This is a genomic window from Candidatus Magnetaquiglobus sp. (assembly GCF_058402785.1).
Window position 1 is genome coordinate 34,091 of sequence record NZ_JBZVFG010000022.1, and the last position, 21,020, is coordinate 55,110.

The 21,020-nt window shown below is 59.5% G+C and carries 13 protein-coding genes; 2 read left to right on the forward strand and 11 right to left on the reverse strand.

All coding sequences use genetic code 11. The features are described from left to right. Positions 1–13: 13 nt before the first annotated feature. Complete coding sequence (locus tag ACV4UY_RS09185) at positions 14–550, reverse strand: DUF3124 domain-containing protein (RefSeq protein ID WP_491607303.1); 537 nt, start codon at positions 548–550, stop codon at positions 14–16. Between the two features lie 293 nt (positions 551–843). Here ACV4UY_RS09185 and ACV4UY_RS09190 point away from each other — a divergent pair, with 293 nt between their 5' ends. Next, positions 844–1,419, forward strand: a complete 576-nt coding sequence (locus tag ACV4UY_RS09190) for a TerD family protein (protein WP_491607304.1) — start codon at positions 844–846, stop codon at positions 1,417–1,419. 19 nt (positions 1,420–1,438) lie between these two features. Beyond that, positions 1,439–1,891, forward strand: a complete 453-nt coding sequence (locus ACV4UY_RS09195; RefSeq protein ID WP_491607305.1) for a tellurite resistance TerB family protein — start codon at positions 1,439–1,441, stop codon at positions 1,889–1,891. A 249-nt stretch (positions 1,892–2,140) separates the two neighbouring features. On the opposite strand, the gene ACV4UY_RS09200 is transcribed toward ACV4UY_RS09195, so the two are convergent. The 10 genes from ACV4UY_RS09200 to ACV4UY_RS09245 all read right to left on the reverse strand — a co-directional run bounded on the left by ACV4UY_RS09200 (position 2,141) and on the right by ACV4UY_RS09245 (position 20,887). Continuing rightward, positions 2,141–4,213 carry a SulP family inorganic anion transporter gene (locus ACV4UY_RS09200; protein WP_491607306.1) on the reverse strand — a complete coding sequence of 691 codons (2,073 nt, stop codon included), beginning with the start codon at positions 4,211–4,213 and terminating at the stop codon, positions 2,141–2,143. A gap of 223 nt (positions 4,214–4,436) precedes the next feature. After that, positions 4,437–4,766 (reverse strand): hypothetical protein, encoded by a 330-nt coding sequence (locus ACV4UY_RS09205; protein WP_491607307.1) that lies wholly within the window; start codon positions 4,764–4,766, stop codon positions 4,437–4,439. Positions 4,767–5,021: 255 nt separating this feature from the next. Then, positions 5,022–8,414, reverse strand: a complete 3,393-nt coding sequence (locus ACV4UY_RS09210) for an isoleucine--tRNA ligase (protein ID WP_491607308.1) — start codon at positions 8,412–8,414, stop codon at positions 5,022–5,024. 205 nt (positions 8,415–8,619) lie between these two features. Beyond that, a complete protein-coding gene (locus ACV4UY_RS09215) occupies positions 8,620–11,640 on the reverse strand; it encodes an ATP-binding protein (protein ID WP_491607309.1) in 3,021 nt (1,006 codons plus the stop codon). Continuing rightward, a complete protein-coding gene (locus ACV4UY_RS09220) occupies positions 11,637–13,841 on the reverse strand; it encodes a PAS domain-containing protein (protein ID WP_491607310.1) in 2,205 nt (734 codons plus the stop codon). The genes ACV4UY_RS09215 and ACV4UY_RS09220 overlap by 4 nt, the downstream gene beginning before the upstream one ends. Continuing rightward, positions 13,834–14,748, reverse strand: coding sequence for a response regulator (locus tag ACV4UY_RS09225; protein WP_491607311.1), 915 nt, complete (start codon positions 14,746–14,748; stop codon positions 13,834–13,836). The genes ACV4UY_RS09220 and ACV4UY_RS09225 overlap by 8 nt, the downstream gene beginning before the upstream one ends. A gap of 9 nt (positions 14,749–14,757) precedes the next feature. Further along, complete coding sequence (locus ACV4UY_RS09230) at positions 14,758–15,843, reverse strand: HD-GYP domain-containing protein (protein WP_491607322.1); 1,086 nt, start codon at positions 15,841–15,843, stop codon at positions 14,758–14,760. Positions 15,844–16,118: 275 nt separating this feature from the next. Beyond that, positions 16,119–16,424: an STAS domain-containing protein gene (locus ACV4UY_RS09235; protein ID WP_491607312.1), complete on the reverse strand. Its 306-nt coding sequence runs from the start codon at positions 16,422–16,424 to the stop codon at positions 16,119–16,121. Next, on the reverse strand, positions 16,421–17,515 hold the full coding sequence (locus ACV4UY_RS09240; RefSeq protein WP_491607313.1) for a SpoIIE family protein phosphatase: 1,095 nt from the start codon (positions 17,513–17,515) through the stop codon (positions 16,421–16,423). The genes ACV4UY_RS09235 and ACV4UY_RS09240 overlap by 4 nt, the downstream gene beginning before the upstream one ends. A 198-nt stretch (positions 17,516–17,713) precedes the next feature. Then, positions 17,714–20,887 carry an ABC transporter substrate-binding protein gene (locus ACV4UY_RS09245; RefSeq protein WP_491607314.1) on the reverse strand — a complete coding sequence of 1,058 codons (3,174 nt, stop codon included), beginning with the start codon at positions 20,885–20,887 and terminating at the stop codon, positions 17,714–17,716. Positions 20,888–21,020: the final 133 nt, after the last annotated feature.

The window sequence follows — 21,020 nt, forward strand, 5'->3', positions numbered from 1 at the left end:
TCGACGCGTGGGATCAGGGTTTCTGGGGGACTTCGGGTTTGGCATTGGGATTGGTCGCATGGATCACCTGTCCGCGACTGGTGAATGCCTGGGACTGCGTACCCCAGTGGTAGACCTGTACCGTTTCCATCATCGGCTGGTCGATGGGCTGTTCGGCATGCCAGATGACGATGAAATTGGCGCCGGTTCCACCCTTGTTCTCCCGGTTTTCGACGAAGAAGTCAGCGGTGGCGAGACGGGGAAGGAGCTGCGGTTTGGAGAGGTAGCGGCGTATCCGTTGACCGGTGGAGTCGTAATAATCCACCGCCGTGATGGTCATCGCGTGGTGGAGGTCGGTGTTGCGAACACTCAGCATGGAGGAGAGCAGCGCCTGTTCCGGTCTGCCCCGATCGTTGAGATTGCCGTGCAACACCGAGGAGTAGACCGGCACGTAAACCGTCTGTCCCGTGGACAGGGGAGGCTGTTCCATGGCGTTGGCATCCGGGATTGGGACCATCAACGCCCCGGACAGCAGACACCCGATCCATGACGACACCCTGGAAACGCGCACGGCACACCTCCTTTCCCACGCTGTTTGCCGACCAGGCATGGCCGACCAAAACCTCATGAGAAGGAAGTCTATCCGCAGTTCCTGACATTTCGCTGACAAAGCGCGAAGATTCACCCGCAATCCGGGTCGCGCCCCCCCTTTTCTTGAAGGCATCCAGTTTGAATTCAGGTTGCCGTGTTACCCTGTTTCAAAACGTGGATGTACCGCCCTTCAAGCCTCGAACACCCGCTGGAGGTGCCGGAGGGGAAGGATCCGGGTTCACACAAACCATCAACCGAATCAGAGGGAGTGGCATGACTGTCAGCTTAAGCAAGGGTGGCAATGTTTCACTGACCAAGGCGGCACCCGGCCTGCGGGAGATCGCGGTGGGACTGGGTTGGAACGCCCGACAGACGGATGGGACGGCTTTCGACATCGACGCGATCGCGTTCGTGCTCAACGATCTGGGCAGGGTGAGAACGGACAAGGATTTCATCTTCTACAACAATCTTGTATCGCCGTGTGGAAATGTCGAGCACATGGGCGACAATCGCACCGGTGTGGGCGAGGGCGATGACGAAGTGGTGCGCATCAAGCTGTCGGCCCTACAGGATGAGGTCCAGAAGGTGATCCTGGCCGTGACCATCCACGATGGCGAATCCAGACGACAGAATTTCGGACAGATCCAGTCAGCCTACATCCGCGTCGTCAATACCGCCGATCAATCGGTCATCGCCCGATACGACCTTTCCGAAGACGCCTCGACCGAAACGGCCATGATCTTCGGAGAGATCTATCGCAACGGATCGGAATGGAAATTCCGGGCCGTTGGACAAGGGTTCGCGGGTGGTCTGGGACCATTGGCGCGCAATTTCGGTGTGGACGCCTGACCAGGAAGGAGAAGATACCATGGGTTTCTTTGATGAAATGAAAAATTTTGCCGCACAGATGCAATCGTCGATGCAGCAGGAGCTGAGCCGTTTCAAGAATCGCGATCTGATGGAGGCGATCCTGGCTGGATGCGCCCTGGTTTCCGCCGCGGACGGCAAAGTCAACAGCGACGAGAAGCAGCGCATGATGGGGTTCGTGCAGAATTCCGATGTGCTCAAGGTTTTTCAGAGCAGCGAGGTGATCGACGCCTTTCAGCGCCACATCGGCAAGCTGGAGTTCGACTACGCACTGGGTCAGGCCGAAGCCTTGCAGACCATCGCCAAGATCAAGAATCCGGATCAGGCCCGCTTGCTGGTACGGGTCTGCTGCGCCATCGGCAGTTCGGACGGCCACTTCGACGAACAGGAGAAAGGGGTGGTCCGTGCCATCTGTCGCGAACTGCAACTCGATTCCAAGGATTTCGACCTCTGAAAAGGCGGTCCGCCCCCTGTCAGACCGCCCATGCGGGCCATGGGCATGCAATCCCCGGATTGCGCGGCCATTCTCGAACCATGCGCGTTTGGTGACGCCAGGATTGGCATCACCAAACAGTTTCCACCCTCCCCCCTGGAGCCTGCCACCCTGGTTGCGTGGCAGGCTCCTCCCCTGAATCCCGAAACGTTCCAGGCCAATCCGGGCCAGGCGTTGCATGGATCTTCGCCGTCCCTGGATGCGCGGCGATCAATCGTTCATCGCCTTGAGCAACTCCTCCTTGGCCTGGAACAGATCCCGACTGAAACTCTGCAGCGCCTTGTCCGCGGCGATCATGCTCTGCAAGGCGGCCTCCACGTCGGTGCCCGCCATCATCTCCCGGATCGTTTCGACATCCTCCTCCGTGCCGTCCAGCAGGGCGATCTTCGTCATGTCGCCCATGAGAATCGCCATGCGATGGGTACAGAAATCGGCCTTGTCATCCTGGCTGCACGAGCAGATGACCGTCATGTTGGAGCCAATCCGACGAAACAGCAGCTCCCGCGGTTCGCTTTCCGCGTCCGGCTCCCCGGAATCCTCCGTGGTGTCACGCACCACCAAACGAACCTCCCGGACCGGATTGGTCATGGCCTCGAACTCCTCAGCCGCCTTCTTCACCGAAACGTAGAACTGAAGATCATCCATGGTGACGATCGCGCCAACCTTTTCCAACTGTTGGTAGAAGGGACGCGGCGCGTCCGCCACCTTGACGACGATGCCCGCTTCATTGAACTCCCGGTACAATTCGGCGAACCTCTGTGCCGCCGTGATATCCATGTCGGTGATCGATTGCGCATCGATCACAAGCCATTTCACCGGTGTCGGAGCATTCATCACCAGATGTCGCAGACGGTTCATGACATGTCGGGCATTGGCGAAGATCAACGGTGCGTAGAGCCGATAAATGATCAAACCGGGCAGACTCTCTCCGGCATGGGCCTTGTCGCCGAAATCGTGGAATTTCTTGCCTGGCCCCTGACGACACAGAACGGCATCGCCGGGGCGGGAGAGTTCCACGATCATGCCGATCAGGGAGATGAGCAGCCCCAACAGAATGCCCGGCACCACCCCGGCCACCAAAATGGCGAGAATGACCATCATCGCCATGAAGAATTCAAAACGGTCGATGCGATAGAGATCGATCATCGCCTTGATTTCCAGCATGCCCATGGCGGTCACGATGAGAATCGCACCGAGAGCCACCTTGGGTAGCAGTGAGATCAATCCGGTCAAGAAATAGAGAAAGAGCAGCAATCCCGCCGCCGCCACCAGTTGGGCCACCTGCGTCTTGCCCCCGGTGGCATCGACGATGACGGTGCGCGAGGAGCTGGCCGAGACCGGAAACCCTTGCAGCAGACTCGCGCCGATGTTGGCCATGCCCAGGGCAGTGAGTTCCCGGTTTGGATTGATCTCGTAGCGGTTCTTTTCCGCGAACGCCTGGGCAAGAAGAATCCCGTCGGAAAAGGCCAGAAACGCGATGGCCATGGCGGCTGGCGCCAGTGCCGGTATGTCCGAGCCGAGGAATTCCGGCAGCACGGGCACCGGGGTGCCGGAAGGGACGGATCCCACCAGAGCCACCCCCATTTCGCCCAAACCGAAATAGAGGGTTCCCAGAATGCCAAGGGCCGACACCACCAGAGCCCCGGGAATGCGCGGCGCAAGACGCCCGAGGATCACCATGAGCAGAATCAGCGTGATACCCACGAGAAAGGTGGGACGATGGGTGGTGTGCAGATTGTCGATGATCTGCCAGAGCAACGAAAAAAACTCTTCTCCGCTTGTTTTGATGGCGAACATCTTGCCCAGCTGGGTCGAAACCAGAATCAGGGCTGCACCGTTCAGATAGCCGATCAACACCGGACGCGAAAGAAAATCGGCGATGGTGCCGACCCGAAGTCGGGCAGCCAGCAGCAGGATCACCCCGGACAGAAGCCCCAGAGTGGCGGCCAAGGCGGGAATGCGCGCCGGATCCCCGGCGGCCAAGGGCAGGATCGCCGTGCCGGCCAGCAGGCCAATGGCCGCATCCGGCCCGGCGATCACCTGTCGGGAGGAGGCAAAAAGCGCAAAGCCGATGGAAGCGGCCAGAGCCGCGTAGAGTCCGGTGATCGGCGGCATGTGGACCAGTTCCGCATACGCGATCACGGAAGGGATCATCACCACGCAGGCGCTCAGACCGGCCATCAGGTCGCCTTGCAAATAGCCCAGCCGGTAGCGACGCAGGGTGGATAGAATGGGTAGCCATGACTCCGGATCGAGCCATGACCTGTTGTGCTTCGTGTGCATTGAAATTCCTCGGGTGTTTTTAAGAATGAAAGGCTGTCGACAGGGCGGGATCCCCCGGGTCCATGGGGGATTTGGATGTGTGGATGCCGTCCAAGGCGTACTTGCGAAATCTGGAAGCGGTCGGAGCGCCTGACCGACCGGGCAAGTCAAGAATTCAGCATGGGACATGCGGGCGGCATGGCCGCCAATCCGCCTGCCATACCGCCCCTTATTACCCCTCGAATCAATCCAGCATGGCCTCTGCCAGGCGTTTTCTGGCGATGACGAAGTCATCCTGAGCGTTCATCAGACGTGTATTGGCATGCACCATCGCAACCAGGGCCTCCCCCACATCGGTACCGTCGATCCAGGATGCCAACTGACGTAAATCCTCGCTTCGGGCGTTAAGCACCCCTTCGGTCAGGCCACAAAGAATGTTCAGACGGTGCTGGCAGAGACCTTCCTTGCCGTTCGAGCAGGAGCAGAGGGCCGTCAGATTGTGGCCGTCCTTGCGAATGAGGACGTTGAACGGTTTGTGCGACGCATCGGCAACATGGAAGTGCAATTCGTTCATTGAGGTTCTCCGGATTTGTAGGTCCAAAATTTGGGACCATGGTATCCTGCCAACCTGAACCATCATTGAATCCGTTGCGGATTGCCTGAAAAAAATGGCCGTTCGTTCAATTTGGATTCAGTTTTCCTCCGCCAAACCGCAACCGGCATGAGATGCGCCGTTTTCCGCAAGGCTGCCGTGCATATACTATACGGGTGGTTTCCAAAACCGGAAACGACGCGCGCAAGGCTGCGCGCGGCCCAAACCGAAGGCGGTTCAAACCTCGACCTTCTCCATGTGCAGCGTCACCTTGCCACCTGCCAGGGGGGCGGTCGTCTCCGCCGTGAGACCCGGTTGGTGCCGAATCACCTCGGCGAGCAACTCGCCACGGAGATAGTCGTCATGGACGCGCACCGCATCGACCACGGCGGCAGGGGCATCAAACACGAGGACAACGCGGTCGCTCATGTCCAGGCCGATCTCCCGGCGCATATTCTGCGCCACGCGATTGAAGTCCCTGGCCAACCCCTCGTGGGCCAACTCCGGCGTGATCACGATGTCGAGCACCACCAGGACACCGCCATCCCAGACCGCGATGCGTCCCTGGCCCGCGTCGAAGGAGAACTTGAGATCCGTGGCGGTGAGTTCGATCACCGTGCCGTCCGGTATGGGGAGAGGCCAGGTTTCGCGTTCGACGATCACCTTCCAATACAGGGCCATGGCGTCGAGACGGCCAATGGCCTCCGCCGCCCGTGGCATGGCGGAGCCGGTCTTGGGACCCAGGGTCTTGTAGTTGGGAACGACCGAGATGCGGATTCCGGCCTGATCCGCGGAGGCAAGCAGCTCAATTTCCTTGATGTTGCACTCTTCCAGGATCTGCGTTTGCAAATCCGGATCGCCAAGAACCCCCCGTTCCTCCGGGACGTTGGTGAAGATCGCCATGCGGTTCAAAGGCTGACGAACCTTGATCTGACATTCGTTGCGCAGGTTGAGCACGATGTTCTTCATGCGGATGGCGATGTCGATGGATTGTTCCAGCCCTGCATCGACGCGCGTCGCGTCAACCTGGGGATAGGGGCGCAAATGGATCGATTCCGGTGCCTTGGGATCCACGGAGCAGACCAGATTCTGGTAAATCTCCTCCGTGAAGAAGGGCAGGATGGGGGCGAGCAACTCCAGACAGGTCACCAGGGTTTCGTGCAGGGTGGCATAGGTGGCCCGTTTGTCGGGATTGAGGCCAGTGCCCCAGATGCGACGGCGCGAACGACGCAAATACCAGTTGGAGAGGTCTTCGACGAAACTCTCGAAATGGGCGACCAGACGGTAGACGGTAACGGCCTCGAACATCTCGTGGGCCTGTTTCACCAGTCCCTGTAAGCGACTCAGGATCCAGCGGTCCAACGGTTCCCGTTGCGCGGGCGAGGGATCCTCCGGACCGGGGGTCCATCCATCCAGCGTGGCATAGGAGACAAAGAAGCTGTAGCAGTTCCAGAAGACGAGCAGTTTGCGGCGCGCCTCGGCGTCCGTGTGGACGACATGGCCATCCTTGTGTTTCAGGTCGGGGAAGTTGAGGTTGACGGAGGGGTTCTGGGAGGCGTACAGATAGCGCATCACCTCGGCCCCCAGCACGTCCGCGGCCTCGTCGAAAAGAATGGAATTGCCGGCGGATTTATGCATCTCCTCGCCCCGCTCGTCCCGAACCAGGGCATGGCCCAGCAGGGTGCGGAACGGCGCCCGACCATCCAGTTTCACGCTCATGGCGAGCAACGAGTAGAACCAGTTGCGGAACTGCCCCGGAAAACACTCGATGACCATATGGGCGGGAAAGAACTGCCGCCAGTATTCCGGATCCCGCCGATAGTTGAGGGTACTGAACGGGACGATGCCGGCATCCAGCCAGGGGTTGCCCACATCCTCGACACGGTGGGCATGACCACCGCACGCCTCGCAGGCAATCTTGACCTGATCGATGTAGGGACGGTGGGGCGAATGTCCCTGAAACGCCTCCCACCCCGCCACTGCCTTGGCAGCCAACTCCTCCTGGCCACCGATCACGGTGAACCAGCCGCAGGAACACTCCCAGATCGGCAGGGCAAGCCCCCAGAAACGCTTCTTGGAAATCAGCCAATCCCCCATGTTGCGCAGCCAGTCCTGCTCCCTGGCCTCGCCGTCGCCGGGGATCCAGCGCACACTCCCAACCACGGCCTGGATCCGGTCACGCCAGCTCATGTCGATGTACCAGCCGTCGATCAGCCGATAGACCAGCTCGGTCTTGCAGCGCCAGCAGTGGGGGTAGACGTGGGGATAGCGCTCCTTGGCCACCAGCCGTCCCGACTCCTTCAAGGCGGTGATGACGTTCTGGTTGGCGGTCTTGACGGGCAGATGGGCATAGGCGCCGAATTTGTCCTGGAAAACGCCGTTCTCATCCAGGGGGGCAACGACGGGGAGATGGTTTTCCCGACCCAGGTCGTAGTCCTCCTTGCCGCAGCCAGGGGCGATGTGGACGATACCCGTACCCTCGTTGCTGGTGATCTCCTTCCAGGCAATGGCGCGATGGGCCATGGTGGCGGTCTGTTCAACCCCCCTGGCCGGACCGAAGGGGGTGACGCCACCGGGGATGTTCAAGGCCTCCAGGTCGTCGAGGGGACCGTGGTAGGCGATGCCGAGAAGCGAACTGCCCGGAATTTCGCCCAAAATCTCCACATGCCCCCCCTGCCCTTGCAGGAGTTGCGCGAGGGCGGGAAGCCTGGCCTGCTGCTTGACCCCCTCGGTTTCCAGGAGTTGGTGGCGCTTGGCATGGAGATTCTCCTTGCCGACGTAATAGATCCAATCCTTGTGGCGAACCTTTACATAGGTCATTTCCGGATTGACCGCCACCGCGACGTTGGAGGTGAGGGTCCAGGGCGTGGTGGTCCACACCAGGAAGGCCTCGCCAGGGTGATCGCGCAGGGGGAAACGCACGTAAACCGCGTCATGCTCGACGATCTTGCGACCATCGGCCAGCTCCATTTGCGACAGACCGGTACCACAGCGGGGACACCAGGGCATCACGTCGGTGCCGCGGTAGATGTGGCCATCCTCGTGGCACTTCTTCAAGAAGGACCAGATGGTATAGTTGTTCTCGTTGGAAAAGGTGAAATAGCTGCCTCCGAACTCGGGACTGCCGAGGGCGCCGATGATGGATTCGGGCGATGCGGTGATCGTGTGGCCATTGGCGGCGGTATAGGTCACCTGCCCGGCGCCGGAACGAAGCGCATCGCGGAGCCGTCGCAACTGGTCGGGGTCGTCCCAGTCCATCCAATAGCCCAGACGGATGGATTGCTCGGTCTGCTTGGCGGCAAAGGTCAGCACCCGCTCCTTGCACGCGCTGATGAACCGCTCGATGCCGAACTCCTTGATATCCTTCTTGGAGGCGAAGCCGTGTTCCTTCTCGATTTCGACCTCGACCCACAACCCCTGACAGTCGAAACCGTTCTGATAGCGTAACCGTTTGCCCTGCATGGCGTGGTAACGCTGGAAGATGTCCTTGAGCGTACGTCCCCAGGCGTGGTGGACGCCCATGGGATTGTTGGCGGTAATGGGACCATCCTGGAACGACCAGACTTCGCCTTGGCTGTTTTTATCTTTCAATTTCTGAAAAATCTGCTTCTTTTTCCAAAAATCCAGCATATCTTGTTCGATTTGAACAAAGTTCGGGTATTTTTGAGCTTTTTTGTACATGGATGATGCCTTGGCGTATCTTGTGAGGTCGGGGATAACGGACGCACGAACAGAAAAAAAGGCCGGTCGGGCCAGCGGATCATCTTACGCCACATTCGCTTTCCAGGGAAGCCCCCTTTGCCGTTGGATACCGATCAGGAAGCGATCCGGGGCATCACGTCGCACGGTTGAAGGTCTCCAGAGCGGCCTCGAAATCGAATCGATCGATCTGCTCCAGAAAAAGCGACCACCGCTCGCCCAACAGACGACGCAACTCCCGCTCATGCAGTCGGGCGAAACGACCGGAACGGGTATTGTCCTCCCGAAGCAACCCGACCAGTTGATTCACGCAATCAACCGCGGACGACGCATCCGGAACTTCCGACACGGGACTCTCCAACGCCGACCGACCATCCGGAGCCAACCGCTCCGTCTGTCGTTCCAGCTCCAGAACCGCCAGTCGGCAACGCTCCGTCAGGAGCTTGCAGTCGGCATCCGCAACCCCATGCCGCAAGGCCTGCTCCAGGGAACGACTCGACTCGGCGATCTCCACGAGTCCCAAGGTCGCGGCGATGCCGCGCAACCGGTGCGCGATCCGGCTCGCCTGCTCCCGTTGCGCACCCGCCAACGCCTCGCCCACCCGATCCATGTCCAGGCGGTGATCCGCCAGAAAACGGTGCACATGCGCCAGAAATTTACCTCCATCCCGATTGACCACGGACAATCCCTGCTCGAGATCCACACCGGACAACACGGAGAGTTCAAACAACAACCGGCTCTTTTGAGGCGCATCGTCGGCTGCCGCTGCCGCCGCCGTCGTCGTCTGATCCTCGCCGTCGGGCGGGACCATCTGCAACCATCGACGCAATTTGGCGTTCAGAAGCGACGGGATCACGGGTTTGGCGATGAAATCGTTCATGCCCGCTGCCAGGCACGCCTCCCGATCCTCGGTGAAGACGTTGGCGCTCATGGCCAGAATCGGCAGATCGGATGGCGCGATCGCCTTCCTGATCCGTCGCGTCGCCTCCACGCCATCCATCAGCGGCATCTGCATGTCCATCAACACCAGGGCATACCGATTGGCAAGCGCCTTTTCGACGGCGCCATGACCATTCTCGGCGGTATCCACGCGATAGCCCAACCCCTGCAACAACTCACGGGTTACATCCAGATTGACCGGATTGTCTTCCACCAACAGCAGGGGCCTATCGGAAATCACGGCAGGAAGATGCGCCTCCAACTCCCCCGCCCCCGTCGCGAACACATCGTCGGCCACGTCCGAGCACCCCTGTCGCAGCACCGCGGTGAACCAGAACAGACTCCCCTCACCGGGAACGCTCTCGACACCGGCCTCCCCACCCATCAGAACGGCCAGATGTCGGGTGATGGCCAACCCCAGACCGGTTCCACCATGCCGGCGCGTCGTGGAAGGATCCGCCTGCTCGAAAGCCTGAAACAATCGGGACACCTGTTCCGGAGCGATCCCGATGCCCGTGTCCCGCACCTCGAAACGCAGACGCACGCCGGCATCGTTCGTTTCCAACACCCGGACGCCCAGCCCGACGCTCCCCCTCTCGGTAAACTTGACGGCATTGCTGGCATAATTCAGGATGGCCTGGCTCAATCGGGTCGAATCGCCGCGCAACCACATCACCTCCGGAACGGCCTCCACCTCGACCCGCAATCCCTTGGCGCGCGCCAGCGGTGAAATCAGCGAAACAATGTGGTCCAGCAGGGAGGGCAAGGCGAAATGCCTCTCTTCCAGCCGGATACTCCCGGCCTCGATCTTCGACAAATCGAGAATGTCGTTGAGCAGCGCCAACAAGTGCTGCGCGGCCACCTCGATCCGGTCGAGGTGTTCGGCCCGGCGCGACGCCGCCCCATCCCGACGCAACAGATGCGTCAGGCCGAGAATGGCATGCATCGGGGTGCGTATTTCATGACTCATGTTGGCCAGAAACGCACTCTTGGCCCGGTTGGCGGCCTCGGCATCATCCTTGGCTTGAGCCAATTGCCGGGTACGCATGTCCACGACCCGCTCCAAATGATGTTCGCTCTCCTGCAACCGGACATTCACCGCTTCGGCGCGGGCACGTTGCCGAATGGCATCCTCCATCAGATTGAGGGCCGCCAGTCGTCCACGTCGTTGCTTTTCGAGCGCTTCCTTCTGACTCTCGCGCAGCGACCACTCGGCCTGTTTCCGCATCGTGATATCCCGCACCGTTCCGAACAGGCTCGTGATCACCCCGTTCCCGTCCCGCCGGGCCATCCCCCTGGCGACGATCCAGCGACGCTCCCCATCCGGTCGAATCACTTCCGCTTCGTATTCATACTCCTGCCCGCTTTGCAGACACACCTCGACCTGAGCCGATAATCCACGCCACGACTCTGGCGTGAAATATCCGGCCACCTCCGGATAGACGGCAGGCGGCAAGGTCGGATCCCGCCCGTAGATGTGATAGATCGCCTCCGACCACTCATGACGACCCGCGGCGATATCCCATTGCCAGATGCCGATTCCCGCCAGTTTCAAGAATTCCAGCATCTGAACGGAGGCCTCCTTGAACATCTGTTCCGGCGTTCCGTTCCCGCCGTTCTCCTCCGCGAACAACACCGCCTGTCGAATCGGCGCGTTCGCGTCACGAGGCCAGAACAGGCTCCAGCGAATCGAGACGCTCACCCCATCGGCCCGCCGATACCGGGTGTCCAACACCCCGTCCACACCGTTCGACAGCGCGCTCCAATCCGGGGCAGCCCCGCCGGAATCGACGCACTCCCAAAACCCGCGCCCTGTCCACGACGCTTCGGATTCGCCCAGGATACGGCACAGGCGCGGATTCACCCGCAGAAACCGACCATCCGGATCCAGCAGGGCCAACCCCGTCGCCGCATGGTCGAAGAGATGTGCGAACAGGATTTCATGGACCCTGGATCGCTCCCGAACGGCCAGCCATTCGGTCTGTCGCCATTCATCGGCCCTCTGCAACCTGACCGCTTTTTCCCACATGTTCCGAACGGCGAACCCTCCGACCAGCAACAGCGACGCACAAAAGCCGATCCATCCCCACGCGCGCCGACCAAGGTTCTCCTCCCAGCCGATCCAGAACAACACACCGATCACAGCCGCCAGAATGACCGTCACCACCGGCATCACCGGCATCATCGACTCTCTCGCGGCCAGGCGGGACTCGATCATCGCGCCTCCTCAAGCGTCACCGCCCGCTCCGACGACGCCAGGGAATACGGGGGCTCCCGTCCCAACTCCCGACTCAAGACATTGATCTCCTGCTTGAGTTCCAACATCACCAACTCACGCCCCACCATCGCCTCGTTGAACCGTTCCAACTCCTCATTGCGTTGGATGGTCTCCACGGTCAAACGCAACAACTCCTCCTCGATGTTCTTGCGCGCGGTGATGTCGATCGACACCGCCAGAATCCGCTCCATGCCATCGATCAGAATGGCGTTGAGCAACACCTCTTCCCAGAACTCCGCCCCATGACGGTCGCGATTTTTCCATTCGAACCGCTGTTTGCCTTCGAACGACGTGCTGCGGATCCATTTCAAGGCATCTTCCCGGGAATAGGGCGGCTCGATCCAGAAGGCGTTCTCTTGAAGATCGGCCAGGGTTTCAAAGCCATAGGAGGCCAAGGCGCGACGATTGGCATCCAGGATCGTTCCGGTCTCCTTGTCGAACAGGATGATCGATACCGCGGCGGTCTGAAACAAGGTGCGAAAAAGCACCTCGCTCTGACGCAGACTCTCCTCGGCCTGCTTGCGCTCGGTGATGTCCCGCGAAATGCCGAACGATCCGATGATCTGGCCATGCAAATCCAAAAGCGGCCCCTTGAAGGCGGAAAAAAACCGGATACCCTGATGCGTGGCCAAGCGCTCTTCCTGGATGATCGAGCGTTTTTCGGCGATCACCCTGCGATCGGCGGAACGGATCATCTCGGCCTGCTCAGCCGGAAACAACGTCCCGTCGTCCAATCCCAACACCCTGTGCGCGGCCATGCCGACAAATCCGCCCGCGGCCTTGTTGAACAGAATGTAACGTCCGTCCAGATCCTTGGCGAAGATGGCATCTTCCGAACTGTCCACAATGGCATCGAGCAGTTGCAAGGCCCGCAAACGCTCCTCCTGGGCGCGATGCAGCTCGGCGACCACCGCGAGTTGTTCCCCACGACGCAACAAGATCATCGCCATCACGGCGGCGGAGACCGCCAACACCCCGGCCAACAGGATCCATGCCGAGGATGCGGTCATCTGCCGATACAACTCGGCCTGATCGATTTTGGCAATCAGATGCCAATCGGTCCTGGGGATGGCGTGGGCCACCCCATAAACCGGAACATCACGATAATCACGCCCCTTCATGATCTGGCCATGCGCCACATCCCCGTTCAGGAGTCGTGCCGCCAGCAGGTTGCCGCGTTCCAAGGGAAGCTGGAGCTTGAGCGCGGCATCGGCATGATAACGCAGCGCATTGAGAAACTGCACCGTCCCGTTCCGGGCCCGGAACAACAAGGTTTCGCCACTGGTGTCGGGCATGGGCCAGAACTGTAGCATGGGATACAGCCAAACGGTCGGATCCACCTGAAAACCGATCCAGGCCCGGGGCGATACGTCATCCAACGGCGCGACGATGAAAAGGCTCGGCTGTCCGAAACGATCCATGCGGAGATCGACCCGGATCCGATCGGCATCGTGCGTCGTGACGAATTCGTTCCAGAGCGGCTCGGAAAAGAACTCCCATTCTCCGGAATCGTTGAGTGAATGGCCGCCGGCATCCAACAGGACCACGCTCTGATAGCCATGGCTGCGACGCAGCAGATCCAGACTGGCGACGATCCGCTCTCTGGCCTTCGGCTCCTGGTCGGCGCACCAGACTTTTTGCAATTCGGCAAATTCGGCGTTCTTCTGCACGAGCGCGATATCGTCCAGCCTTTCGCTCAACCAGTCGCCGATCTGTCTGGCCTTGAGATCGACGATGATGCGCAGTCTGGAAAAGGTCATCTCTTGATGGTTTTGGAGCGTGTAGACCGTACTGGCCCCCACGACCAACAAAATGCCTCCCACGACGAACGACAGGATCAGTTTGAAGCGACCTCGGGTCACGGTCTTCTCGGAACCGGCCAAGGGCAGACGACGCAACATGCCATACAGCAGCAGCGCCGTGACCACCACGAACAACCAGCCCTTGACCGTACTGGCCAGCAGAATGTGCTCCGGGTTTTGAAACAACCAGATCACCACGCGATCCGAAAGCAGGATCCACAAGGCCGCGAACAGAAAATAAACCATGACAACAGTCATGATGCTGCCCTGAATATCCAGGCCGAACGAGGCGACATCCCCCTCCCCGTCGTTGGACATGCGCACCTTCCGCTCACCCATCCGCCCGCTCCGACCGTGCGTCGATCACGGCTGTGACGCTATTGCCATTCCCTTGATAGTCGAGGCCGTCAAAACTGAATTTGCCAGCCATGGCAATCCCCCGACCATGAAGATCGAAAGCCCGTTCCGGAGAAAAATCGAGATATTGCCGCCAGTCGAAGCCATGCCCCTGATCCTGGATGGTAAACTGCAACCAGATCGGGCCGCGTTCGAACCGCACCTCCACCATGCGTTCCCGGAGTTCGGGCAACCGCAGACGCCTCTCGATCTCCGTTTCCCATTCGCCGGACAAAAGCAGACGCCCCTTGTCCTGGTAAGAGATTTCCAGATTCCCATGCTCGACGGCATTGACGAACAACTCCTGCAACCCCATGATCACCCGTTCGGGTTCCGGACAGGCATGGGCCAGATGGTTGGCCAGCAGGCGCCCCTCTTCCAGATCGCGGAAAGCGAACACGCCCGATTGCATCAGACTGAGGGGACGCTCCGCGCATCGCACCCGCTCGACCAGATTCCGCATTTCCAGACACTGTTGCAAGGCGGTCTTGACAACGGCCAGCAGAACCTGGGCCTGCCATGGTTTGGTCAGATAATAGTACGCCCCCTGCTGCAACCCTTCGCGCACACTCTCGTGATCGCTCTGCACCGTCTCAAGGATCACGGGAACATGTGCCAGACGGGAATCCTGTTTGATGCGTCGCAACAATTCCATCCCATTCAGTTTCGGCATGATGCGATCCAGGAGAACGACATCGTATCCCGACGGATTGGCATCCAGATGTTCCCAGGCCGTCTCCCCATCCGAACAGATCGTGACTCGAGCCCCATGCGCTTCGAGCAGTTCGCAAATGATGGTGGACGTCAACGCCTCGTCCTCCACCAACAGGATATGTCCAGTTCGCAGCATGGCACGACCTCACGGGAAACGGATGAAAATTTCACAGAACTTGTCAAAATCACTCAAGAAAACATCCACAAGATCCGGTTCGAAATGCCTGCCCCTCCCCTCGGCGATGATGATCCGCGCCTGGTCCAAAGGGAGTGCCCGCTTGTAGACGCGCGGCGAGATCAAGGCATCGAACACATCCGCCACGGCCATCAATCGGGCCGGCAACGGAATCTCCCGACCCGCCAGACCATCCGGATATCCCGATCCATCCCAGCGTTCGTGATGCCAGCAGGCGATGATCCTGGCCATTTCAAGGATGGGGACCGGCTGGCCGGCATCCTGTTGTGCCAGAGCGATGGCTTCCGCGCCCTTTCGGGCATGGGCGCGCATGATGATCCATTCAGACTCCGAGAGAGGACCGGCCTTCCGCAAAATGTCATCCGGAACCCCGACCTTGCCGATGTCGTGCAAGGGAGCACTGCGGACCAGCATGGCAATGGTCGCATCGGTCAGATCGTCGTCCGGTCGTTGGCGCGCCTGGAGGCTCACGGCCAGTTGTCGAACATAGCTTTGGGTGCGAACGATATGATGCCCGGTCTCCTGATCGCGAATTTCGGCCAGGTGGGCCAACGCATGGATCGTGACGCTCTGCATGCGCTCGTTCTCGGCCATGCGTCGGTTGACTTCGTTCTCCAGCCAGGCATTCTGATTGGCCAACCGATCCCGTGCATGCTTGAGTTCCAGTTGCAGGCGAACCCGCGCCAGAAGAAGCGCCGGCACGATCGGTTTGGTGATGTAATCCACGGCACCGGCGGTCAGACCACGCAATTCGGCAGCCGATCCATCCATGGCGGTGATGAAAATGACGGGGATATTCTGAGTTTTCGGATTGAGGCGCAGTTGTTCGAACACTTGATACCCGTCCATGTCGGGCATCATGACATCCAGCAGAATGAGATCGGGTGGCGTATCACCCGATGCGATCCGCAACGCCCTTCCCCCCGAGGTCGCGGCGCGCACCTCGTAATACGGTTGCAACAGATCGCTGATGATGGAAAGATTTTCCGAAAGGTCATCGACAATCAGCAGTGTTGACCCATCCACGGTTCGCATGTCGAACATCGCACCTCTCTCTTGACCGTGGCACGCCCTTCAGGAGGACCACGCGGGGGTGAGGGGGAGATCCCCCATCATGCACGTTCACGATGACCCGTATTCGTTCCAAGATTACATCATCCCCTTTGACATGCCAAGCAGGAATTTTTATCGTATTCATGCCTCCGCACAACGACACCATTCCCATGCAAGCCGGATTGCAAAAAAACGGGCACGCAATCGGAAAACCGCGAAATGACCCACCCCCTCCCGCCCCCATCCCCATAACGCCGTCAAACCACATTCTGATCGATCTCAAAGAGTGTGTCGATCGATGAATAGACGAGCAACCTGGCAATCCGGCTGTTGCACCGCAACAACCGGATACGACTGTCGTTGCCCTTGCAAAACTCGTACATCAACAACAGCATGCCCAGGGCGGAACTGTCGATGATCTTGACCAGATTGAAGTCGATATCGTACTGCACGCCAGGGTTCCGATGCTGATAGATGTCACGGAATTCCCGATACATTCGGTACGAAAACTCCTCCGGCAGGGTCACCACGACTCTGCCGCTCAACTCTTCGATCTCGATCATAGGACCTCCACCATGGTGATGTCGTCGATCCGCTCTTTGCCACCACTGAAAGCCTCGAGAACCGGCAAGATGGTTTCCAACTCTCCCCCCACAAAAATTTCACGCTCCAGAAACGCTTCCATGCGTTCCATTCCAAAAAACTCCCAGGTATCCGAACGCGTCTCCAGGCTTCCATCCGAAAACAGATAGACCCGATCGCCTTCCCGCCACTCCCGCCTGCAACGCTGCGCGGGAACGCTCAACTCCGCCTGAATTCCCAGCAAAGGCAGATTGGCGGGGAATCGATCCATCGCCTTGCCTGCCCGGATCCGCACCACCGGAGGAAACGCGGCGTTCCAGACATGCAGCACGCCGCGCGTTCGATCCAATTCGAGAAACGCGGCGGACAGAAACATATTGATCGGCATGCGGGTGTAAATCAAACTGTTCAGTTGTGATATGATGGTCCAGAGATCGACATTCTGCCCGGTCAAACGATAAAACAAATCGGAAACCAAAGGCCCGCAAATCGCCGCCGCAAGTCCGTGTCCGGCAAAATCGCCCACCATCAGACATTGAACCCCATCCTCCCGACAGGCGGAAAGCACGATGTCACCCGTGGTTCTTCCAAGAGGGGTCATCAGCACCCTCAACCCTCGTGGATCGAAATGATGGTCCAAACGCATCTTGAGAATGACGTTTTCCACATCCAATCGATCGATGGCCAACCGATTGGCCAGGTCGGCGCGCTGCAACCAGACCTGGATGCGCGCATTCAACAAAATAGGATTCGGCGGCTTGTTCAGAAAATCATCCCCGCCACACTCCAGACACCAGGCCAACTCCTGATCGGTCTGCACCGAGGTCAGAAAAATCACGGGAATCAAGAATCCCGACGCGCTGCGCGCCTTGATGCGACGGGTCGCTTCGTACCCATCCATCACCGGCATCAGAATATCCATCAAAATCAAATCGCAGGATCGCTCTTCCAGTCGCTCCAGGGCCTCCACGCCGTTGGATGCCGAAACCACGCGATACCCACCCTGAAGCAACATCTCCTCCAGGAAAATCCGGGTTACCGGATCATCATCGACGATCAGAATCGTGTTCATCGCACCACCAGACAGTCATCGACCCACAAAAGCACCCTGGACCGGGCTGCATCCGCATCCTCGGCAAACCGCTCCCGAATGCACAAAACATCCGGCAAAACCCGCTGAAACATCGCGATCACCCCAGGATCGAACACCCGCCTCACACGCGGACGTTCATCCGAAAGGAAGCTCCCGACCTCCCCGATCCCGCCGTCCTCAGCCCCGACACACAGCATTCAGCGCCTCCCCTGCCTGATCATACAAACGCGCGCATGCCGCCACACAGCGTCCGACCCGCTCCAGATCCGCATGGTTCGCCTCCATCTCCCCCCCCATCTCCGCCAACCCCACGACCCCCATGGTCAGACTCGACGATTTCAGAGAATGGGCCGCCACCCGCACCGCCTCGCCATCCCCCTTCGCGACCGCCTCCGAAAGATTCCCCAAGAGATCCCGCGTTTGTTCCATATAATGCGCGACCATGCGTCTGGGCAGAGTCGAATCCCCCTTGCGGGCCAAGGTCATGATCCGCTCCAGCGCCACGCCGTCCAGCACCCCGCCCCTATCCCCCGATTCAAGCGCCTGCGTCGGTTCCGGATCTCCGACAGGCCCGCCCCTGACGACGGGCGGCAGCCAACGCCTGACCATGGCACCCAATTCATTCAAACCGAACGGCTTGCGCAGATGGTCGTTCATCCCCGATGCAAGACACTTCTGGCGACTCTCCTGCAACACATGCGCCGTCAACGCGACGATCGGCATGGGGGAACGCGCGCGCGCCAACTCCCATTGACGCACGCGACGGGTCGTTTCGAAGCCATCCATGATCGGCATTTCACAATCCATGAGAATCAGATCGAAAGACTCCGGAGCGGATTTCAAACGCTCCAGGGCACTGAGTCCGTTGTCCTCCACCGTGACCTCACACCCGAACAGCCGCAGCGCGGCCACCGCCACCTCCTGATTGACAACATTGTCCTCGACCAGCAGAATGCGCCCTTCCAAACCACCGCGACACGCGCCCGACTCACGCGCATCCGGCTCGTCCAACCGGTTCCAGTCCACGGATCGAGGGATGATCCCAGGATGCATCTTGCCGAAACGCGCCGTGAACCCGAACGTCGATCCAACTCCCGGAGCACTCTCCACCCACAAGCGACCATTCATCAACAAAACCAGTTGCCGGGCAATCGCCAAACCGAGTCCGCTCCCGCCAAAACGGCGCGCCACCGACGAATCCTCCTGAGAAAACGACTGAAAAATCCGCTCCAGGTACTCCGGAGAAATCCCGACACCCGAATCGGCGATCAGAAACCGCAACACCAGATCAGCCTCCCTCTCCTCCTCCACCTCCACCGACAGCGTGATCGAACCGGCTTCGGTGAACTTCACGGCATTGCCCAGCAGGTTGAACAAGATCTGATCGAGTCGATACGGATCGCCAAGCAACCCCTCGGGAAGGGATGCACGCGCCTGAAACCGAAAATGCAAACCCTTTGCGCTGGCCTGCTGCTCAAAAAGTTCCCGGATATGCTTGAGTACGTCGTTCAGACTGAAATAAATGATCTCCAGATGAAACTGCCCGGACCGGATCTTGGCGAAATCCAGGATGTCGTTGATGATCCGCAGCAGCAACCGTCCCGATCGATGAATGGTATTGACATAATGGCGTTGCTGTTCGGTCAATGAGGTTTTCAAAATCAGGTCGGCCATGCCCAGCACACCATTCATGGGGGTGCGAATTTCATGGCTCATGTTGAACAGAAAACTCTCCTTGGCGCGTGCGGCGGCCTCGGCATCGTCCCGCGCCCGTTCAAGCGCCAGAGTCCGAAGCCGAACCTGCTCCTCAAGGGTGTCCTGATAGCCACGCAACGCCTCTTCGTTGCGCTTCCTCTCGGAAATATCCTGCAAAATCGCCATCCACAACTCGCCATGCACCGGATGGGTCAGCGAGGTGATCGACACATGCCCCCAAAACGGTGTCCCATCCTTGCGGATGTTGCGGGTCTCCCCGACCCACTGCCCCTTGTGCAGCAAATGGGTGGCGATCCGCCGAACCTCGGGAACCGAATCATCATGCACCGGTTCATGAATCACCTCGATGTTCCGCTCCAGGATCTCCCCGCGCGCATACCCGAACAACCGCTCGAATCCCCGGTTCACGTAAACGATGGTGGCATCGCCGGCCCGCACCAGGCACACCCCTTCGGTCATGTTCTCAAGCATGAGCGCCTGAAGCCGCCGATCGTCCCGACACACAAGCGGCACATCGACCTGGTGCATGGCATATCTTTCCGGAATGACCGGATCGACCGGACCGAACTCGCAAACCAGTTCGAATCGTCCCGCCGCATCGCACCGGGTCAAGAAGGTCTGCACCCGTGCGTGATGGGTTTCAGGATCCATGCGGACTGTCCCTTGAGGTGAAGAGATCGACACGTTCTCAAGGGCTTCCACCAGCGACTCGACACCCAGTCCGCCAACCTGATTGACCGCCTGGGCGAAAGCCTTCACGCACAGATAAACCCCCTCGCCGAAATGGGTCACGATACCATTGCCATCCGGCCAGATCCCGCGAACCCCCGGCATTCTGGAAAGCCTGTCCAAAAAGCCGATATTATCTTTATTTTTTAACGACATAAAATAAGTGTTACTGGCATAGAACCCCTGCCGCACATCCGGAGACAGATGGCTGGCCATCCTTTCGTCGAAATGTCCCATCACCACGGCGATTCGATGCTTGAGTCCGAGCGTGGAAAAACGGGTCAGAAGACGCATCTGATCGCTGCCGACAAAATAAGGCACAAACACATCCGCGCCGGATTCCATCAGTTGGTGCAGCAACCGATCGATCTGCTCATCGGTGAGCGAGATCGGCAGATACTCCTCTCCAGACACCGTGCCACCGGTGCGCAGCAACACCTCCTTGGCCGCCGCGATGGAACCGCGCGGCCATTCATAACCGTTGCCGGCAAAGAACATCCGCGCTCCGTACCGCTCCTTCATCCAGGGGATCATCCGATCGATCTGCTGGTTGGGCAAAGCCGCGAAATGGAAAAAATAGCGGCTGAAGATGCTCCCCTCGTAGAAGGAGAAGTTCAGCAGAGGAACCCTCCGCGACTCGGCGACCCGATAGGTCACGGCGATGCGCGCATTGGAGAGCAGATTGCCGACGAGCGCCACGCAACCGTGTTGATCGATCAACCGTTCCCCAGCCCGAACGGCCATCTCCGGATGGCAGCCATCGTCCTCGATGATCAGGTGCAAGGGTCTGCCCAGAACGCCGCCCTGTTCATTCACCTCCATGGCCGCGATCCGGGCGGCAAGCACGACCTCATCCCCGTAAATGGCCGCCACGCCGCTCAGGGGAGACAACAAGCCCAGCTTCACCGGTCTCTTCCGAGCGAACGGACCACTCCTGGCGGGACGACCGTTCGTGGGAGAAAATCGCCGAAGTCTCTTCTTCATCCAACTCCTCCGCCGGCGTGGACCGCGTATCCGCGATGATGCGCGGTTTCCACTG